Annotated in this window: 15 protein-coding genes; all 15 read right to left on the reverse strand. The window is 64.5% G+C overall.

Annotated features, from left to right (window positions below):
- Window positions 1-16: 16 nt before the first annotated feature.
- A complete protein-coding gene (locus tag M2361_RS08600) occupies window positions 17-850 on the reverse strand; it encodes a transporter substrate-binding domain-containing protein (protein WP_259247972.1) in 834 nt (277 codons plus the stop codon).
- A gap of 4 nt (window positions 851-854) precedes the next feature.
- The gene (locus M2361_RS08605) at window positions 855-1,628 is read right to left on the reverse strand and encodes an ABC transporter permease (protein WP_259247975.1); all 774 of its coding nucleotides are present in this window, start codon (window positions 1,626-1,628) and stop codon (window positions 855-857) included.
- Window positions 1,625-2,623 carry an ABC transporter substrate-binding protein gene (locus M2361_RS08610; RefSeq protein WP_259247977.1) on the reverse strand — a complete coding sequence of 333 codons (999 nt, stop codon included), beginning with the start codon at window positions 2,621-2,623 and terminating at the stop codon, window positions 1,625-1,627. The genes M2361_RS08605 and M2361_RS08610 overlap by 4 nt, the downstream gene beginning before the upstream one ends.
- A gap of 73 nt (window positions 2,624-2,696) precedes the next feature.
- Entirely contained in the window at window positions 2,697-3,467 is a 771-nt protein-coding gene (locus M2361_RS08615) for an ABC transporter ATP-binding protein (RefSeq protein ID WP_100855940.1), read from the reverse strand.
- Window positions 3,468-3,689: 222 nt separating this feature from the next.
- Window positions 3,690-5,294, reverse strand: a complete 1,605-nt coding sequence (locus M2361_RS08620) for an ABC-F family ATPase (RefSeq protein ID WP_167401026.1) — start codon at window positions 5,292-5,294, stop codon at window positions 3,690-3,692.
- A 118-nt stretch (window positions 5,295-5,412) separates the two neighbouring features.
- On the reverse strand, window positions 5,413-6,561 hold the full coding sequence (locus M2361_RS08625) for an LD-carboxypeptidase (protein ID WP_259247999.1): 1,149 nt from the start codon (window positions 6,559-6,561) through the stop codon (window positions 5,413-5,415).
- Window positions 6,558-7,049: a tRNA adenosine(34) deaminase TadA gene (gene tadA, locus M2361_RS08630; protein WP_259249264.1), complete on the reverse strand. Its 492-nt coding sequence runs from the start codon at window positions 7,047-7,049 to the stop codon at window positions 6,558-6,560. The genes M2361_RS08625 and tadA overlap by 4 nt, the downstream gene beginning before the upstream one ends.
- A 10-nt stretch (window positions 7,050-7,059) precedes the next feature.
- Window positions 7,060-7,908 carry an HAD family hydrolase gene (locus M2361_RS08635; RefSeq protein ID WP_259248001.1) on the reverse strand — a complete coding sequence of 283 codons (849 nt, stop codon included), beginning with the start codon at window positions 7,906-7,908 and terminating at the stop codon, window positions 7,060-7,062.
- Window positions 7,909-8,067: 159 nt separating this feature from the next.
- Window positions 8,068-8,562 (reverse strand): hypothetical protein, encoded by a 495-nt coding sequence (locus M2361_RS08640; RefSeq protein ID WP_259248002.1) that lies wholly within the window; start codon window positions 8,560-8,562, stop codon window positions 8,068-8,070.
- A 259-nt stretch (window positions 8,563-8,821) separates the two neighbouring features.
- The gene (gene mnhG, locus M2361_RS08645; protein ID WP_259248004.1) at window positions 8,822-9,163 is read right to left on the reverse strand and encodes a monovalent cation/H(+) antiporter subunit G; all 342 of its coding nucleotides are present in this window, start codon (window positions 9,161-9,163) and stop codon (window positions 8,822-8,824) included.
- A complete protein-coding gene (locus tag M2361_RS08650; RefSeq protein ID WP_100857766.1) occupies window positions 9,160-9,441 on the reverse strand; it encodes a K+/H+ antiporter subunit F in 282 nt (93 codons plus the stop codon). Before M2361_RS08650 ends, mnhG begins: the two co-directional genes overlap by 4 nt.
- Before the next feature lie 2 nt (window positions 9,442-9,443).
- Window positions 9,444-9,926 (reverse strand): Na+/H+ antiporter subunit E, encoded by a 483-nt coding sequence (locus M2361_RS08655; RefSeq protein ID WP_259248006.1) that lies wholly within the window; start codon window positions 9,924-9,926, stop codon window positions 9,444-9,446.
- Window positions 9,926-11,557 carry a monovalent cation/H+ antiporter subunit D gene (locus M2361_RS08660; protein ID WP_259248008.1) on the reverse strand — a complete coding sequence of 544 codons (1,632 nt, stop codon included), beginning with the start codon at window positions 11,555-11,557 and terminating at the stop codon, window positions 9,926-9,928. Before M2361_RS08660 ends, M2361_RS08655 begins: the two co-directional genes overlap by 1 nt.
- Window positions 11,554-11,898 (reverse strand): Na+/H+ antiporter subunit C, encoded by a 345-nt coding sequence (locus M2361_RS08665; protein ID WP_100855948.1) that lies wholly within the window; start codon window positions 11,896-11,898, stop codon window positions 11,554-11,556. Before M2361_RS08665 ends, M2361_RS08660 begins: the two co-directional genes overlap by 4 nt.
- On the reverse strand, window positions 11,898-14,813 hold the full coding sequence (locus tag M2361_RS08670) for a monovalent cation/H+ antiporter subunit A (RefSeq protein WP_259248011.1): 2,916 nt from the start codon (window positions 14,811-14,813) through the stop codon (window positions 11,898-11,900). Before M2361_RS08670 ends, M2361_RS08665 begins: the two co-directional genes overlap by 1 nt.
- Window positions 14,814-15,079: the final 266 nt, after the last annotated feature.

Here is a 15,079-nt window from a genome sequence, read left to right on the forward strand (position 1 = left end):
TGGGCTGCACCCGCCCCTAGCCGTGGCAGTCGGGCACTTCCTGGTCCAGGTAGACGTCGAAGGCCACGTCGCGCGCCCATTTCGTGGTCATTGCCTTCCAGGCGCCAGACTGCTTCCATGCCTTCATTTCGCTTGCCAGCCACGCGCGGTCGGCGGTGTCAGCGGCCGGCAACAGCCATACGCGCTCGCGCGGGGCGCCGTCCGGTTCAAGCGTTGCGGAGAACTTCTTCCATTCGGGAAAGCGCACCAGCGGCTCCCAGACGGCGTCGTCTACCAAGCCGACATCGCAAGCGCCTTCGCGCACCGCGACCAGCGCATCGGACGGCACGCGGTACGTGCGCACCACGGCGCCCCAGCTTTCTGCCAGCGCGCGGGTGTCGCTTGCGGCCTCTGCCATGCAGACGCTGCGGCCGCGCACATCGGCCGGCTTGCGCAGGGGGGTGTCACTGCGGATCACGGCTTTGGGGCGCGTACGGTAGCCGGTGGGCTCCACCGCCACCGTGGCCGGCTGAGTGCTGGCGCGATCGGCCAGCACCACATCGACGTCACCCGCTGCCAAGCGTGCCCCGGCCTCGTCCGCCGGCACCTGCTGCAAACGCACCGGCAAGCCCAGGCTCAGACCGAGCTTTTCGGCCATGTTGGCGTCCAGCCCGTGGGGGGTACGAATCTTTGCCCCCGCAACAGGCAGCGGCGCCAGATACGGCACGCCCACCACCAATTCGCCGCGCGCCTTCGCGGCGGCAAAGCCGGCGGGTTGCTGCGCGTGCGCGGTGCCCGCGCCGGCAAGCAGCAGGCATGCCGTCGCGACGAAGAGATGAGTGATGCGGGACAACCGCCGGGTCGTGGCCATGGGCTTACACGTACTGGTAGCGCAACAAGCGATGCTTCAGGTTTTCAAGCACGAACTGGTCGATCAAGGCGGCCAGCACGGCGATGACGAGAATGTTGGTCATCACGCCCGTCATGTCCGCGATCTCGCCCGAATACGCCAGCGACCGGCCCAGCCCTTTGCCGAAGCCGATCAGCATCTCGGCGGAGATCAGCGCGCGCCAGGCGTTGCCGAAGGCAAGCTGTGCGCCCGTGATCAGTTCGGGCATGACGGCGGGCAGGTACACGCGCTTGACCAGGCCCCATCGCGTGGCGCCCATGACGCGCGCCGCCGACACATGCACGCGCTGCACGGATTCGGTGGCGTTCATGACGCTGAGCGCGGCCGGGAAGAACGCCGACAGCGCCACCACGACGATGATGGGCGTATTGCCAAAGCCCATCACGATCAGGAACAGCGGTACCCAGGCAATGGACGGAATCGATTGCAGGATGACGATGGCGCTGCGCAGCACTTCGCGAAAGAAGAACAGCACCGCCGCCACCAGCCCGAAGCTGATGCCCGCCACCAACGCCAGGCCATAGCCCGCGCCCAAGCGGCCCAAGGTACCCATCAGGCTTTGATGGAACGACTGCTTGCCCAGGTCTTCGAACAGGCGTTCGACCACCGCCGGCACGCCCGGCATCAGGAAATCAGGCAGAACGAACGCCGCCGATTGCCACAACAGAAGAATGAAAAGGACACCCAAAACGCCCGCAAGATGCTTGCGGGCGCCGGTCACACGGGTAGACGAGCTCAAAGTTTGCGCGCCTCTTGCCAGGACAGATCAACGATGCTGGACACGTCGTACGGCTTGCCGTCGCGCGTTTTCAGCGAACCTTGGGCCTGCAGGATGTCAGCAATTTCCTGCATGCGCGCCGTGTCCTTTTCCGTCAGCTTGGGCGTGAATACCTGCGTGCTGATGGCTTCGGCAATCACCGTTTCACGCGGCAGCTCGCCACGCTTGAGCGTCTTCAAGGTGGGCTCGGCGATGAAGTAGGAGGCGATCAGCTTGGACGCCTGCGCGGGTTCTTTCTGCAGCAGCGTGATGGCCTGGTTTTGGGCGTCCAGCGCCTTCCAGACATCGTCCTTGCGCTTGGCCAGGGTTTCACCCGAGGTGATCACGACCATGCACGGGAACGGCCAGGCCTGGCCCACTTCGTAGATCTGCTTGACCGGCGCCACCAACTGCGCGATGCGGTCATAGGGCTCGAACAGGAAGGCCGCGTCCACGCGCTTGCCCACCAGCGACTGCACGGCAACGGCCGGGCTCACGCCCATGACGTTGACGTCGTCAGGAGTCAGCTTGCCCTGCTTGAGCACCACGCCCTTCAACACCACGTCCGCGGTGCTGCCCTCGGCTTGCGAGGCCAGCGTCTTGCCCTTCAGGCCGGCGATGTCCTGGATGCCGGAATCGTCACGCACGACCAGCGAGTGATAGCCCTGTTGAGCGCCGCCCACCACTTTCAGATCCGCGCCCTTGGACGCCCACGCCACGGCGTTGGTGAAGCCCAGCACGCCGATGTCCAACTGACCGCCGACAATCGCCTTGATCAGGTCGGTGCCGGACTTGAATTCGATCAGTTCAGAATCCAGGCCGGCCTTTTGGTAATAGCCGCCTTCTTGCGCCACGATCGCTTGCGCGTCGTCCATCACCCGCAGATAGCCCACGCGGAACTTTTCGGCGGCCATTGCCGGCGCCGCGGCCAGCAGCGCGGCCGCCAGCGGCAGGGAAAGCCATTGCTTGAATTTCATCAGAGGAACTCCAGGGGATACAAGGTTGGCAAGGCGCGGACGCCGCCACAAATTGCGAATAAGAGAAATCGGGTCAGGCGGCCAGGGCCATGTCGGCGTGGGCTTGCGAGCCGTCTACCGCAATGCCCAACAGGCGCAGGATCTCGCGCTTTTCAGCGGCCAGATCCGAGAGATCGTGTGTCTTTGCGCGATGCGCCAGGTTGAATTCACGCAGCACGCGCGCCGGCCGCGGGCTGAAGACGACGATGCGGTCGGCCAGGAACAGGGCCTCGTCCACATCGTGCGTCACGAGCAGCACCGTGGGCTTTTCCTGGGCGATCAATTGGCGCAGCACGTCTTGCAGGCTCAGGCGGGTCAGCGCGTCGAGCGCGCCGAAGGGCTCGTCCATCAACATCGTCTGGGGCTGCGCGATGAACGCGCGCGCCAGCGCGGCGCGTTGCCGCATGCCGCCCGACACCTGATGCGGATAGTAGTGTTCAAAGCCGGCCAGGCTGACACGCGCCAGCCATTCGCGCGCCGACTCGCGAGCGCGCTTCTTGGCGACATTCTGGAATTCCAGCGCCAGCGCCACATTGTCTTCCAGCGTTAGCCAGGGGTACAGCGCATGTTCCTGAAACACCAGCGTGCGGCTGGGGTGCGGGCCCGCCACCGGCTTGCCGTCGGCCAGCACGCTGCCTTGCGTGGGCATTTCCAGCCCGGCCGCCAAATGCAGCAGCGTGGACTTGCCGCAGCCCGACGGGCCGACCAAGGCGACGAGCTCGCCAGCCTTGATTTCGCTGGTGAAACCATCGACGACGGGCAGGTCGCCGAAGTGCTTGTGGACGTGATCGAAGTTCAGGTTCATAGGACGAATCTTGGGCGCGCGTGAAGACGAGGCTCAAATCTAACAATTCGTTATATGAATTCAAACGATCGATATTGAATGTCTTTACAGCCAGCAGTTATATAAGACCCGGTGGAAGACCCAAGCCCCGTCCCCTGCCCCGTCAGCTATCGGCCAAGCCGAAAGCAACACGGCGCGCCCCGAAGGACGAGCCGTGCTTGACCATTAGCTACCGATGGTGCGTCAGGCTTCGATGCCGCGCGATTCCAGATAGTCTTCGTAGCCGCCGCGGTAGTCGATGATCTCGCCAGACGGCAGGATTTCGATCACGCGGGTGGCCAGGCCGGACACGAATTCGCGGTCGTGCGATACGAACACCAGCGTGCCTTCGTACTTTTCCAAGGCGAACTGAAGCGACTCGATCGATTCCATATCCAGGTGGTTGGTGGGCTCGTCAAGCAGCATGACGTTGTGCCGGCCCAGCATCAGGCGGCCGAAGGTCATGCGGTTCTTTTCACCGCCCGACAGCACCTTGGGCGCCTTGGGCAGGTCGTCCGCCGAGAACAGCAGGCGGCCCAGCACCGAACGGATCGATTGGTCGTCATCGCCCGGCTGACGGTGGTCGCCCATCCAGTCCAGCAGGTTGATGTCGGTTTGCAGGAATTGATCGGACACGTCCTGGGCCATGTAGCCCAGGTCGGCGTTGTCGGACCATTTCACCGAGCCCGAATCCGGCTGCAATTCGGTGGCCAGCAGGCGCAGCAAGGTGGTCTTGCCCACGCCGTTGGCGCCGATGATGGCGATCTTTTCGCCGGCATCGACCATGGCCGAGAACTTGGTGATGACGGGCGCGTCGTAAGCCTTGGTCAGGTTTTCAACCGTGACCGCCAGGCGGTGCATGACCTTGTTCTGTTCAAAGCGGATGTACGGGTTCTGGCGCGACGACGGCTTGACCACGACCTGGTCGGCCTTGATGCGGTCGATCTGCTTCAGGCGCGACGTGGCTTGGCGCGACTTCGACTTGTTGGCGGCAAAGCGGCGCACGAAGTCTTGCAGTTCGGCAACGCGTTCCTTGGCCTTGGCGTTGTTGGACACCAGGCGTTCGCGGGCCTGGGTGGAGGCCAGCATGTAGTCGTCGTAGTTGCCCGCGTAGACGCGGATTTCACCGTAGTCCACGTCGGCCATGTGCGTGCACACCTGGTTCAGGAAGTGGCGATCGTGGCTGATGATGATCATCGTGCTCTGGTAGCTGTTGAGCACGTTTTCCAACCAGCGGATGGTGTTGATATCCAGGTTGTTGGTGGGCTCGTCCAGCAGCAGGACGTCGGGGTTCGAGAACAGCGCCTGCGCCAGCAGCACGCGCAGCTTCCAGCCCGGGGCCACTTCGCGCATGGGCAGGTTGTGCTGGTCCACGGCGATTTCCAGACCCAGCAGCAGTTCGCCGGCGCGCGCTTCGGCGGTGTAGCCGTCGTACTCGGCGAACTTGGCTTCCAGGTCAGCCGCGCGCATGTAGTCGTCTTCGGTGGCTTCCGGGTTGGCGTAGATGGCGTCGCGTTCGGACATGGCGGCCCACATTTCGGTGTGGCCCATCATGACGACGTCCAGCACGCGCAGGTCTTCAAACGCGAACTGGTCCTGGCGCAGCTTGCCCAGGCGCACTCCCGGTTCCAGGGAAACGTTGCCACCGGAGGCTTCGAGGTCGCCGCCGATGATCTTCATGAACGTAGACTTACCGGACCCATTGGCCCCGATCAGCCCGTACCGGTTGCCTTCCCCGAACTTGACGCTGACGTTCTCGAAAAGGGGCTTGGGACCGAACTGGATGGTGAGATTGGCTGTGGATATCACGGTATTTTTGAGTCTGAAGGCGCCCGAAGACGCATGCGAGGAAACCCAGTAGTGTAGCAAATGGGGTTTTCCCGCCTGCGCTCCACGCGCCTCAGGCTTAGGCGCCGTGCGTACCCGATCAGTGGTGGTGCTCGTCCAGCACCAGGTGGGCCAGCCCCTTCTCGGTGGCGATGCCCACTTTTTGCCCGATGGGCAGCGTGGCTTTCGTTGCCACATGGCCATAGGGCAAGCCGGTGATGACCGGCACCTTGACCGTCTTGCGCAACCACGCCACGACTTCGTGCAGGTCGTAACCCTTGTCGTGCGGGGCCAGCTTGTAGTCGGTGAAACGGCCCAGGACAATGGCCTTCTGCTTGGCCAGGATGCCGGCCTGCCACAGTTGGATCAGCATGCGTTCAACGCGGTACGGATGTTCGGCCACGTCTTCCAGGAACAGGATGCCGCCGCGCACCTTGGGCATGTAGGGCGTGCCGATCAGGGACGCCACCATGGCCAGGTTGCCGCCCCACAGGATGCCGCGGGCGTCGACCGGGTCGGCGTCTTGCGTCTCGAAACTCAGGATTTCAAGTTCGCCGCGCATGACTTCGCCAAACAGCGCTTCGGTCAGGTCGTCGACCTTTTTGCCGCCGAAGTCCGCCACGGCGGTCGCGCCGGTGTAGCTGACCGCGCCCGTCTTCGCCAGCAGCGCCAGGTTAAACGCGGTGAAGTCGCTCATGCCCACGAAGCGCTTGCCGCTGTCGGCCATGGCCTTCCAGTCGATCTGGTCCAGCAGCCGGCCCATGCCATAGCCGCCGCGCGTCACCATGACGATGGGCAGCTTTTGCTTGATGGCGCGCGCCAGGCTGGCGGCGCGCTGGGTGTCGGTGCCGGCAAAGCGTTGGTGCTCGGCAAAAGCGGTGCGGTCCAGGGCGGTCTTGAAGCCCTGCTGCTGCAAACGTTCGAGGGCCAGTTCAACGGTGGCGGGGTCGCGCACGGCCGACGACGGCGAGATCAGATAAATGCCGCGGGCGTCCGGCATGACCTGCCCTTCGGCGTGATGGTGGCTGTGGTCGTGGCCGCAGTCTTCGCCGCAGGCGAGCCCGTGATCATGGTCGTGGGCGGCGCTTGCCGTAGCGGCCGCCGTAGTGGCCGCCTTTTTATTAGCCGCCTTATTAGCCGCCTTATTAGCCGCTTTATTAGCCGCTTTATTAGCCGCCGGTGGGGCCGCCTTGCTGGCTGGCCGAGCCGCCTTGTTGGAGGCGGATTTGGCGGGTTTGCGGGTGCTCATGCGATGGATTCCTTGGTGCGGCGTTCACGGAAGAACCGGCGCAGCAGATCGCCGCAAGGTTCCGCCAGCACGCCGCCGGTGACTGAAGTGTGATGATTGAGTTTGGGCACGGAACCGACGTCCAGCACGCTGCCACAGGCACCGGTCTTGGGGTCGTAGGCGCCGAACACCACGCGGGCCAGCCGCGCGTGCAGCATGGCGCCGATGCACATCACGCAGGGTTCCAGCGTGACGTACACGGTGATGCCGGGCAGGCGATAGTTTTCCAGGTGCCGCGCAGCGCTGCGCAAGGCGACGATTTCGGCATGGGCGGTGGGGTCGTGGTCGATGATGGTGCGGTTGTAGCCGCGCCCCAGGATCTCGCCCTGCGCGGAAACGACCAGCGCGCCCACCGGCACCTCGCCAATGGCGTAGGCGGCCTGGGCTTCTTCAAGCGCCAGCCCGATGTAACGTTCGTCTTCGGCGGTCCAGGGCGCAACGGCCGCCACGGGACTGGCCTCAACCACGGTACACCCGTGATTTCAGCGCGATACGGCCGGCCAGGCTGGTCACGGCCTCTTCCAGCCATTGGTACAGCTCAGCCTGTTCGTCGTAGCGGGCCTGGTTCAGGTTCGACACGCGCCCTTCTTCGATGAAGCCCCAAGCACGGCTGCGTTTGTCGCGGTGCTTGGGGTCCCAGACGCCGAAGGCGAAACCGCCTGCGCGGCGGATCAAGGAAAAACACGGGATGTCGGTGTAGCCGTCGCCCACGAACACCATCTGGTCGAACGGCACGCGCAAGCGGTCTTCGGGCACCTTGCGGTTGACCTCGAAGGGCTTGTTGCGGAAGTCGCGCCCGATGATGCCTTTCTGGATGTGGAACAGATAGCGGGTCTTGTCGGTAAAGCTGACGATGCGGCGCGGAAACGCAATGCCGCCGTCGTCGCCATACACAAATTCCGAGGCCCAGATTTCGGTGAATTCATGCGCAATGGGGGTGGACCGCACCACGTCGCCGATGCCGCTGGATATCAGGTAGAACTCAAGCTGGACTTGCGGCTGTTCGGCCCGCACGGCGGCGCGCAGCCGCTGGAACAGGGTCGGCACGCCGTCATGCAGCTCCAGGCGCGCGCCCCAGTCTTTCAGGCGCTGCTGGGTGATCATCCCGTTCGTGCCCGCCTGCGACAGTTGGATCATCTTGTACAGATAGGCGGGAACGGGGTCCCAGTCTTGCTGGGACAGCAGCGGGTCGACTTCGTCTTTCCAGAACGAGGCCGTATCCACGCCGATGCTTTCCAGGAAACCGGACGTGCTGTCCGAGGCCAGCGTGTCGTCGAAATCGAAAATCAGGGCGATGACGTCGGACATGGGGATGCGTGCATGGGTGGTGTGACAAGCGCGCAAACGCGCAACAGCCGCCATTTTGCCTGAATGTGACGGCCGCTGCGCCGTCACCCGTCGCAAAAACGGCGCCGCAACCCTCGCGGGCGGCGGCGCCGTTGTCCTGGCCCTTCTATGCCAGGCCGGTTATTGGCGCATCGGGGCGCCAGTCGTGGCGGGCGGAGGAACCATGCCCGGGGCCGGCGTGGCCGGCGGCATGGTGGTGCTGGGCGGCACGGTGCCCGCGGGCACCTGGATCACCGTTTCACGCAACACCCCACCGCCCTGCACGCTGCCGCGCACGTTCGTGGGCGAGGTCATCTGCGTCAGGCAATCCTGGCGCGACGGGGCCGGCAGGCGGTTGCAGCGGTCGACCATATTCTGCTGGTGCTGGTCGGTGGAGCCTTCCTTCAAATTCTGACGGTTGGCTTCCTGGCGTGCAGCGCCGGCTTCCTGCATGCAAGTTGCGCGGTCCTGGTTGGACTTGCCGCTCTTGCAATTCGCCACGTCCTGTTCGTACTGGGACTGGATGGCGGCGCGGCCAATCGCATCAGCCGCGTGGACCGCTCCCGCCGCAAGCATCAAGCCCGCAGCGCAGAGGGATGCCGCAAGGCGTTTGGTATGCATGGGTCGTACGTTCATGGCCAGCTCCTTTTAAGAATTGAACCGTAGGCGGCGCGGACCTGACAGCGGTTCCGCCGCCTGCTTGTAACCACTATCCCACGATGAGACGCCAGGCACATGACGAGCAACGTGAATTCGTAAGGTTACGTATCAAGCGCCAAACGTAGGAGGAACACCGCGCAGGCGGAAAAACAGGGGCGGTTGCCCCTGTCTGTGTGAAATGCCGCGCTGCGCCATGACTGCTTACGTTCACATGCCGTGTCGCTTGTTACGAGCCTTAGCGTGCGTCCAGGTCCGCGTCTGCCTTGGTCAGGCGGTTGCGATACGTGGCCGCTCGCATCAGCAGCATGGCGGTGACGGGCGACGAAATAACCAACAGCAAGGTGATGATCACTTCATGAAACACCGGCCGCGCCGACCACGCCGAAAACACCAGGATGGACGACAGCAACACGCAGGCGCAGCCCAGTGTGTTGCCTAGCGTAGGCGCGTGGATGCGGGAATAAAAGCTGCGAAAGCGCAGCAGGCCGGCGGACCCGGTCAACGCCAGCAAGCCGCCCAGCACCAGCAGGATGCAGGCGGGAATACCAGCCCAGAGAGGAATGGTGGCGTCCATCATGGCTCGATCACCTCGCCGCGCAGCAGGAAGCGCGCCATGGCCGTGGACCCCACAAAGCCGAACAGCGCGATCAGCAAGGCAATGTCGAAGTACAGCGACGAGCCCGACCGGATGCCGAAGACCAGCATCATCAACATGCCGTTGATATACAGCGTGTCCAGCGCCAGCACGCGGTCTTGCGCGGTGGGGCCGCGCAGCAGGCGGACGGCGGCAAACACCATGCCCAGGGCAAAACACACCATGGCAAAGGACGCCGCCCAATACAGTGCGGTGTTCATCGTCATTCAAATATCTCCATCAAGGGGCGCTCGTAGCGCTGCTGCACCAGATCGACCCAGTGTTGCTCATTCTGGAGGTCGAGCACGTGCAGCTTCAAACTGTGTTCCGGCGTCAGGTCCACCCAGACGGTGCCAGGCGTGTACGTGACGATGCAGGCCAGCATCGCCAGGCCGTGCGGGTCACGCATGGTCAACGGTATGTGGATGAAACCGGGCGAAAAATCATTGCGGCGCGGGTTGAGGATCAGCTTGGCCACCGCGATGTTGGACCTGAAGATGTCCAACGCGACATGCAGGAACAGCGGCACTGCTTTCCACAGATGCCGCGGCCGCGCGTGCAGCGGACGCAAGCGCGATGCCGCCCAGGTGAACCACAGCGCCAGGACCGCGCCCAGCGCAATCTGGCCGGCCGACAGGCTTTCATTCAGCACCAGCCACAAGACAAACAGGAACACCGGCAGGAACAGGAAGTAAACGCGGCGCATCAGCTTCCTCCCTTCGCGCCGCGCACGGTCTGCGCGGACATCACGGCTTCAATATAGGACTTGGGCTGGTCCAGTGAGCGCGCCGCGTCGTCCAGGTAGGCCGACACCGGCCCTGCCCCGGCCGCCAGGCCCACGCACAGCAGCAGCAGCACCGCAACCGGCCCCGCTTCGATCACACGCAGGCGCGGCGTGCTGCGGTCGTCGCTGGCCCAGAACACGCGGATACCCGTGCGGCCCAGCCCGATCAGGCCAGCCAGGCCGGACACCAACACGGCGGCCACCAGAATCCAGGCATCCATGGGCGGCGCGGACTCGGTGGCGGCCGACACGGCGGCCGACAGCAGCGAGAACTTGGCCACGAAACCCGACAACGGCGGCAAACCCGTGACCAGCAAGGCGCAGCAAATGAACGCCAGCCCCAGGAAGGCCATGGCAGCGGGAATGGCGACGCCGACCACGTCGTCGGATCGATTCACCGACGCCGGATCATCCAGGTCAAACGCGTCCAGCGTCACGGCCAGCACGTTGGCACCGAAGCTGCGGGTGCGTTCGATCAATTCAGCCAGCAGGAAGAACGCGCCGGTCGTCAGCACCGAACTGATCAGATAGAACAGCGCGGGGCCGGTCAGCGTAACGCCGGGCATGCCCAGCGCCGTCAACAAGGTGCCGGCCGACACGATCACGCAGTAGCCGACTATCTTCTCCAACTGCTGCGTGGCCAACAGGCCGAAGGCGCCGAACAGCAGCGTGGCAAGCCCGGCCGCGAACATCCAGTCCAGGCTGAAGGCCGCGGGCGCGCCGGTGGGGAGCAGCAGCGAGCCAATGCGCAACAAGGCATAGATGCCCACTTTGGTCATGATGGAGAACATGGCGGCGATGGGCGCGCCGGCCGAGCCATAACCCTTGACCAGCCAGAAATTCAGCGGCCAGGCGCCGGCTTTCACCAAAAACGCCACGCCCAGAATGGCCGCGCCCGCTTCGAACAGCATGCGTTCGGCGCCGGTCAGGTGACCCGCGCGCAGGGCCAGGTCGGCCATGTTCAGGGTGCCGGTCACGCCGTAGATCAGCGCAATGCTGATCAGCAGCAGGAACGAGGCGACCAGGTTGACGGCAATGTATTGCAGGCCGGCGCTGACGCGCGCCACGCCCGAGCCATGCAGCAGCAGGCCATAGGACGCCGCCAGCAACACTTCAAAAAACACGAACAGATTGAAAAGGTCGCCAGTCAGGAAGGCGCCGTTCAGGCCCATCAGCAGGAACTGGAAGAGTGAATGGAAGTGCACGCCAGCGCGGTCCCAGCGGGCCAGCGCATAGGTCAGCGTGGCCAGGCCCAGCACGGCGGTCAAGGTCAGCATGACGGCGGCCAATCGGTCCACGACCAGCACGATGCCAAAGGGCGCGGGCCAGTCGCCTACCAGATACACGCCCACGCCCTGGGGCCAGACGCCGGGCACGCCGCCGCCCGCCACCACCAGCAAGGCGACCGCGGCAGCCAGTTGGCCCAGCGTGGCGATGACGGAAATGGTGCCGCGCGCATAACGGCTGGTATCAGCCAACAGCAGCATCGCCGCGCCCGCAAGCAGCGGCACGATGATGGGCAATACAGGAAGGTGTTGCAGCCAAAAATTCAAGATTGGGACTCCCGTCCATCAACGTGGTCGGTACCCGTCAGCCCGCGCGAAGCCAGCAGCACCACCAGGAACAGCGCCGTGGTGGCGAAGCCGATCACAATGGCGGTCAGCACCAGCGCCTGCGGCAGCGGGTCGGCGTACCAGGACGGGTCGTGCGCCATGTCCGGGGCTATCACGGGCGGACGGCCCGACGTCAGCCGGCCCATGCCGAAGATGAAGAGGTTGACCGCATAGGACACCAGCGACAGGCCCATGATGAACTGGAAGGTGCGAGGCCGCAGCAGCAGCCAGACGCCGGAGCCCGCCAGCACGCCAATCGCGACGGCATAAATCAATTCCATCAGGCTTCCCCTGTTTGTACGGCGGCCGCTTGCATGTCGGCGGCTGCCTTGCGTTGCGCGCGCAGCGATTGGTGAGCCAGCGCCACCAGCACCAGCACGGTGGACCCCACGACCAGCATGTACACACCCAGATCGAACAGCAGCACGCTGGACAGGTGCACATGGCCGATCAGAGGCAGCGCCACGTCCCAGGCCAGCGCGGCCAGCAAGGGCTTGTAGGCGAGCCATGCGGACACGGCGGCAATGCCCGCCGCCAGCAGACCGATGCCGATCCAGTTCTGCGGGTTCAAGCGGCTGCGCGATTCCACCCAGTAAACGCCGCCCACCATGTACTGCAGGATGACGGCGGTGGCGAAAATAAGGCCGCCCACGAAACCGCCGCCGGGCTGGTTGTGGCCGCGCAGCAGGAAGTACACCGAGATCAGCGCGGCGGTGGGCAGCATCAGGCGCACCAGCACCGTCGGCACCATCATTGAACCGCTGGGCACCAGTGATTTGATGTCGGGCGCGGCGGGTACGCCGCCGTCCTGTTCCTTTTGCTGACGTGGCAGGTCGGCGCTTTCCGTGGCGGGACGGAAGCGGCGCAGCAGCGCGTAGACCGTCAGCGCCACGATGCCCAGCACCGTGATTTCGCCGAACGTATCGAAGCCCCGGAAGTCCACCAGGATGACGTTCACCACGTTGGTGCCGCCGCCGTCCGGCAACGCGCGGTCAACAAAATAGGATGAAATCGTGTCGCCTTGCGGGCGCATCAGCACCGCGTAGGCCAGCGCCGCCATGCCGGTGCCGGCGGCCGTGGCCATCAACAGATCGCGAAAGCGGCGGCCACGGGCCAGCAACGTTGCTTTGAGTGTTTCTTCGTCGTCTTGTTCGATACGGCGCGGCAGCCAGCGCAAGCCCAGCAGCAGCAGCACCACGGTGACGACTTCCACGGACAGTTGGGTCAACGCCAGATCGGGGGCCGAAAACCAGACGAACGTCAGGCAGGTGATGAGCCCCGCGCCGCCAGCCAGCGCCAGGGATGCCAGGCGGTGATATTTGGCCTGGTAGGCTGCCGCCACCGCGCAGACGCCGCCCACCAGCCACAACAGGGCAAAGGCCGGGTCCAGCGGGGTCATGCGGCCCGTGCCTTCCAGCCAACCGCCCCCGCGCAGGGGCAGCCAGGCCACGAACAAGGTGCCCAGCACGATCAGCAGCATCTGCACTTGCAGCCGCGACGACCACACCCAACGCAGCAGCCAGGCCGCGGCCACGCTGGAGCCATCCAGCAAAGCTTCAAACGTGCGCCGGCCGTCCAGGCGGTAGATAAAGGGAACGCGGCCCGGGTTGGCGCGCTGGTGGGCACGCAGAACCAGGTAAAGCAGCACGCCCGCCGTGGTGGCCACCATGCTCATCACCAGGGGCAGATTCACGCCATGCCAGACGGCCAGGCTGTATTCGGGCATGTTGTCGCCCAGGATGCTTTGCGCGGCGGTCGCCAGGAATGGGCCGACCGTCAGGCCCGGCGCGACACCCACCAGCAGGCACATCAGCACCAGCAAGGCGCTGGGAAACAGCATCCAGCGCGGCGGCTCATGCGGCGCGCGCGGCAGGTCGGTAGCCGGGGGACCGAAGAACACCTGCAGGATGAAACGCAAGGAATACGCCACGCTGAACGCGCCGGCAATGGTCGCCAACAACGGCAAGCCGATCTGCGTGTAGCGGTCGCCGCTGACGAAGGTGGTCTCGGCGAAGAACATTTCCTTGGACAAAAAGCCGTTCAACAGCGGCACGCCCGCCATCGACGCCGCTGCCACCATGGCTAGCGTGGCGGTGATCGGCATGGCTTTATATAGCCCGGACAAGCGGCTCAGGTCGCGCGTGCCGGTTTCGTGGTCGACCACCCCCGCCGCCATGAACAACGACGCCTTGAACGTGGCGTGGTTGATCATGTGGAAGATGGCGGCCACCAGCGCCAATTCGCTGTTCAGGCCCAGCAGCAGCGTGATCAGGCCCAGGTGGCTGATGGTGGAATACGCCAACACGCCTTTCATGTCCTGCTGGAAGATGGCGGCATAGGCGCCCAGCACCAGTGTGATCAGCCCTGCCCCGCCGATGATCCAGAACCACTGGTCAGTACCGGCCAGCACCGGCCAGAAGCGCGCCAGCAGAAACACGCCGGCCTTCACCATGGTGGCCGAATGCAGGTAGGCGGACACCGGCGTGGGCGCCGCCATGGCGTTGGGCAACCAGAAGTGGAACGGGAACTGGGCGCTCTTGGTCAGCGCGCCCAGCGCCACCAGCACCAGCACGGCGGGATACCAGGGGTCGGCGCGTACCAGATCGCCGGCGGCCAGCACGCGGTCCATGTCGTAACTGCCCACGATGTGGCCCAGGATGAGCACCCCGGCCAGCAGGCACAGCCCGCCCGCGCCGGTTACCGTCAAGGCCATGCGCGCACCGCGACGGGCATCCAGGCGGTGATGCCAGTAGGCGATCAGCATGAAGGACGCCAGGCTGGTCATTTCCCAGAACATGACCAGTTGGATCAGGTTGCCCGAGAGCACCACGCCTAGCATGGCGGCCATGAAGGCCAGGAAAAACGAGAAGAAGCGCGGCACCGGGTCTTCCGGCGACATGTAATAGCGCGCGTACAGGACAACCAGCGCAGCCATGCCGGAAACAATCAGCGCGAACAGCCAGGCGTAGCCGTCCATCCGCAGGGTGAATTGCAGGCCCAGGGCGGGCGCCCAGGGCATATCGAACCGAATCACGCCGCCGTTGGCGACTTCCGGGTACAAGCTGGCGATCAGAGCCACACAGACCAGGGCGATAAGGCCTGCCAACCACGCCTCGGCATTGCGGGCGTTGGAAGGCAGCAGCGCGGCGCACAGGCTGCCGGCAAACGGCAGAGCGAGGATCAGGATCAGCGACATGGCGTTCCGAGAATGTCCGGGCCCCCTCCCGCCAGCACATGGCAGCGAAAGACGAAACAGACCGGGGATTGAATAACGGACGGAACCCTGGCCCGGTACGTCGCTGCACTACACGTTGCCCCGCGGGGACGTAACTACCGCCCCATTGAACGCCGCAGATTGAAACAAACGCAATAGCTGTCTTGCAAGACCGGCCAAGAATCTCATCCGAAAAATATCAGATTCTTGTAAGTTATGCAGCAATTTATGCGCGTAACGAGCTGATG

Origin of the sequence: Achromobacter sp. JUb104, assembly GCF_024806975.1 — a bacterium.
Taxonomy (GTDB): Bacteria; Pseudomonadota; Gammaproteobacteria; order Burkholderiales; family Burkholderiaceae_B; genus Achromobacter; species Achromobacter spanius.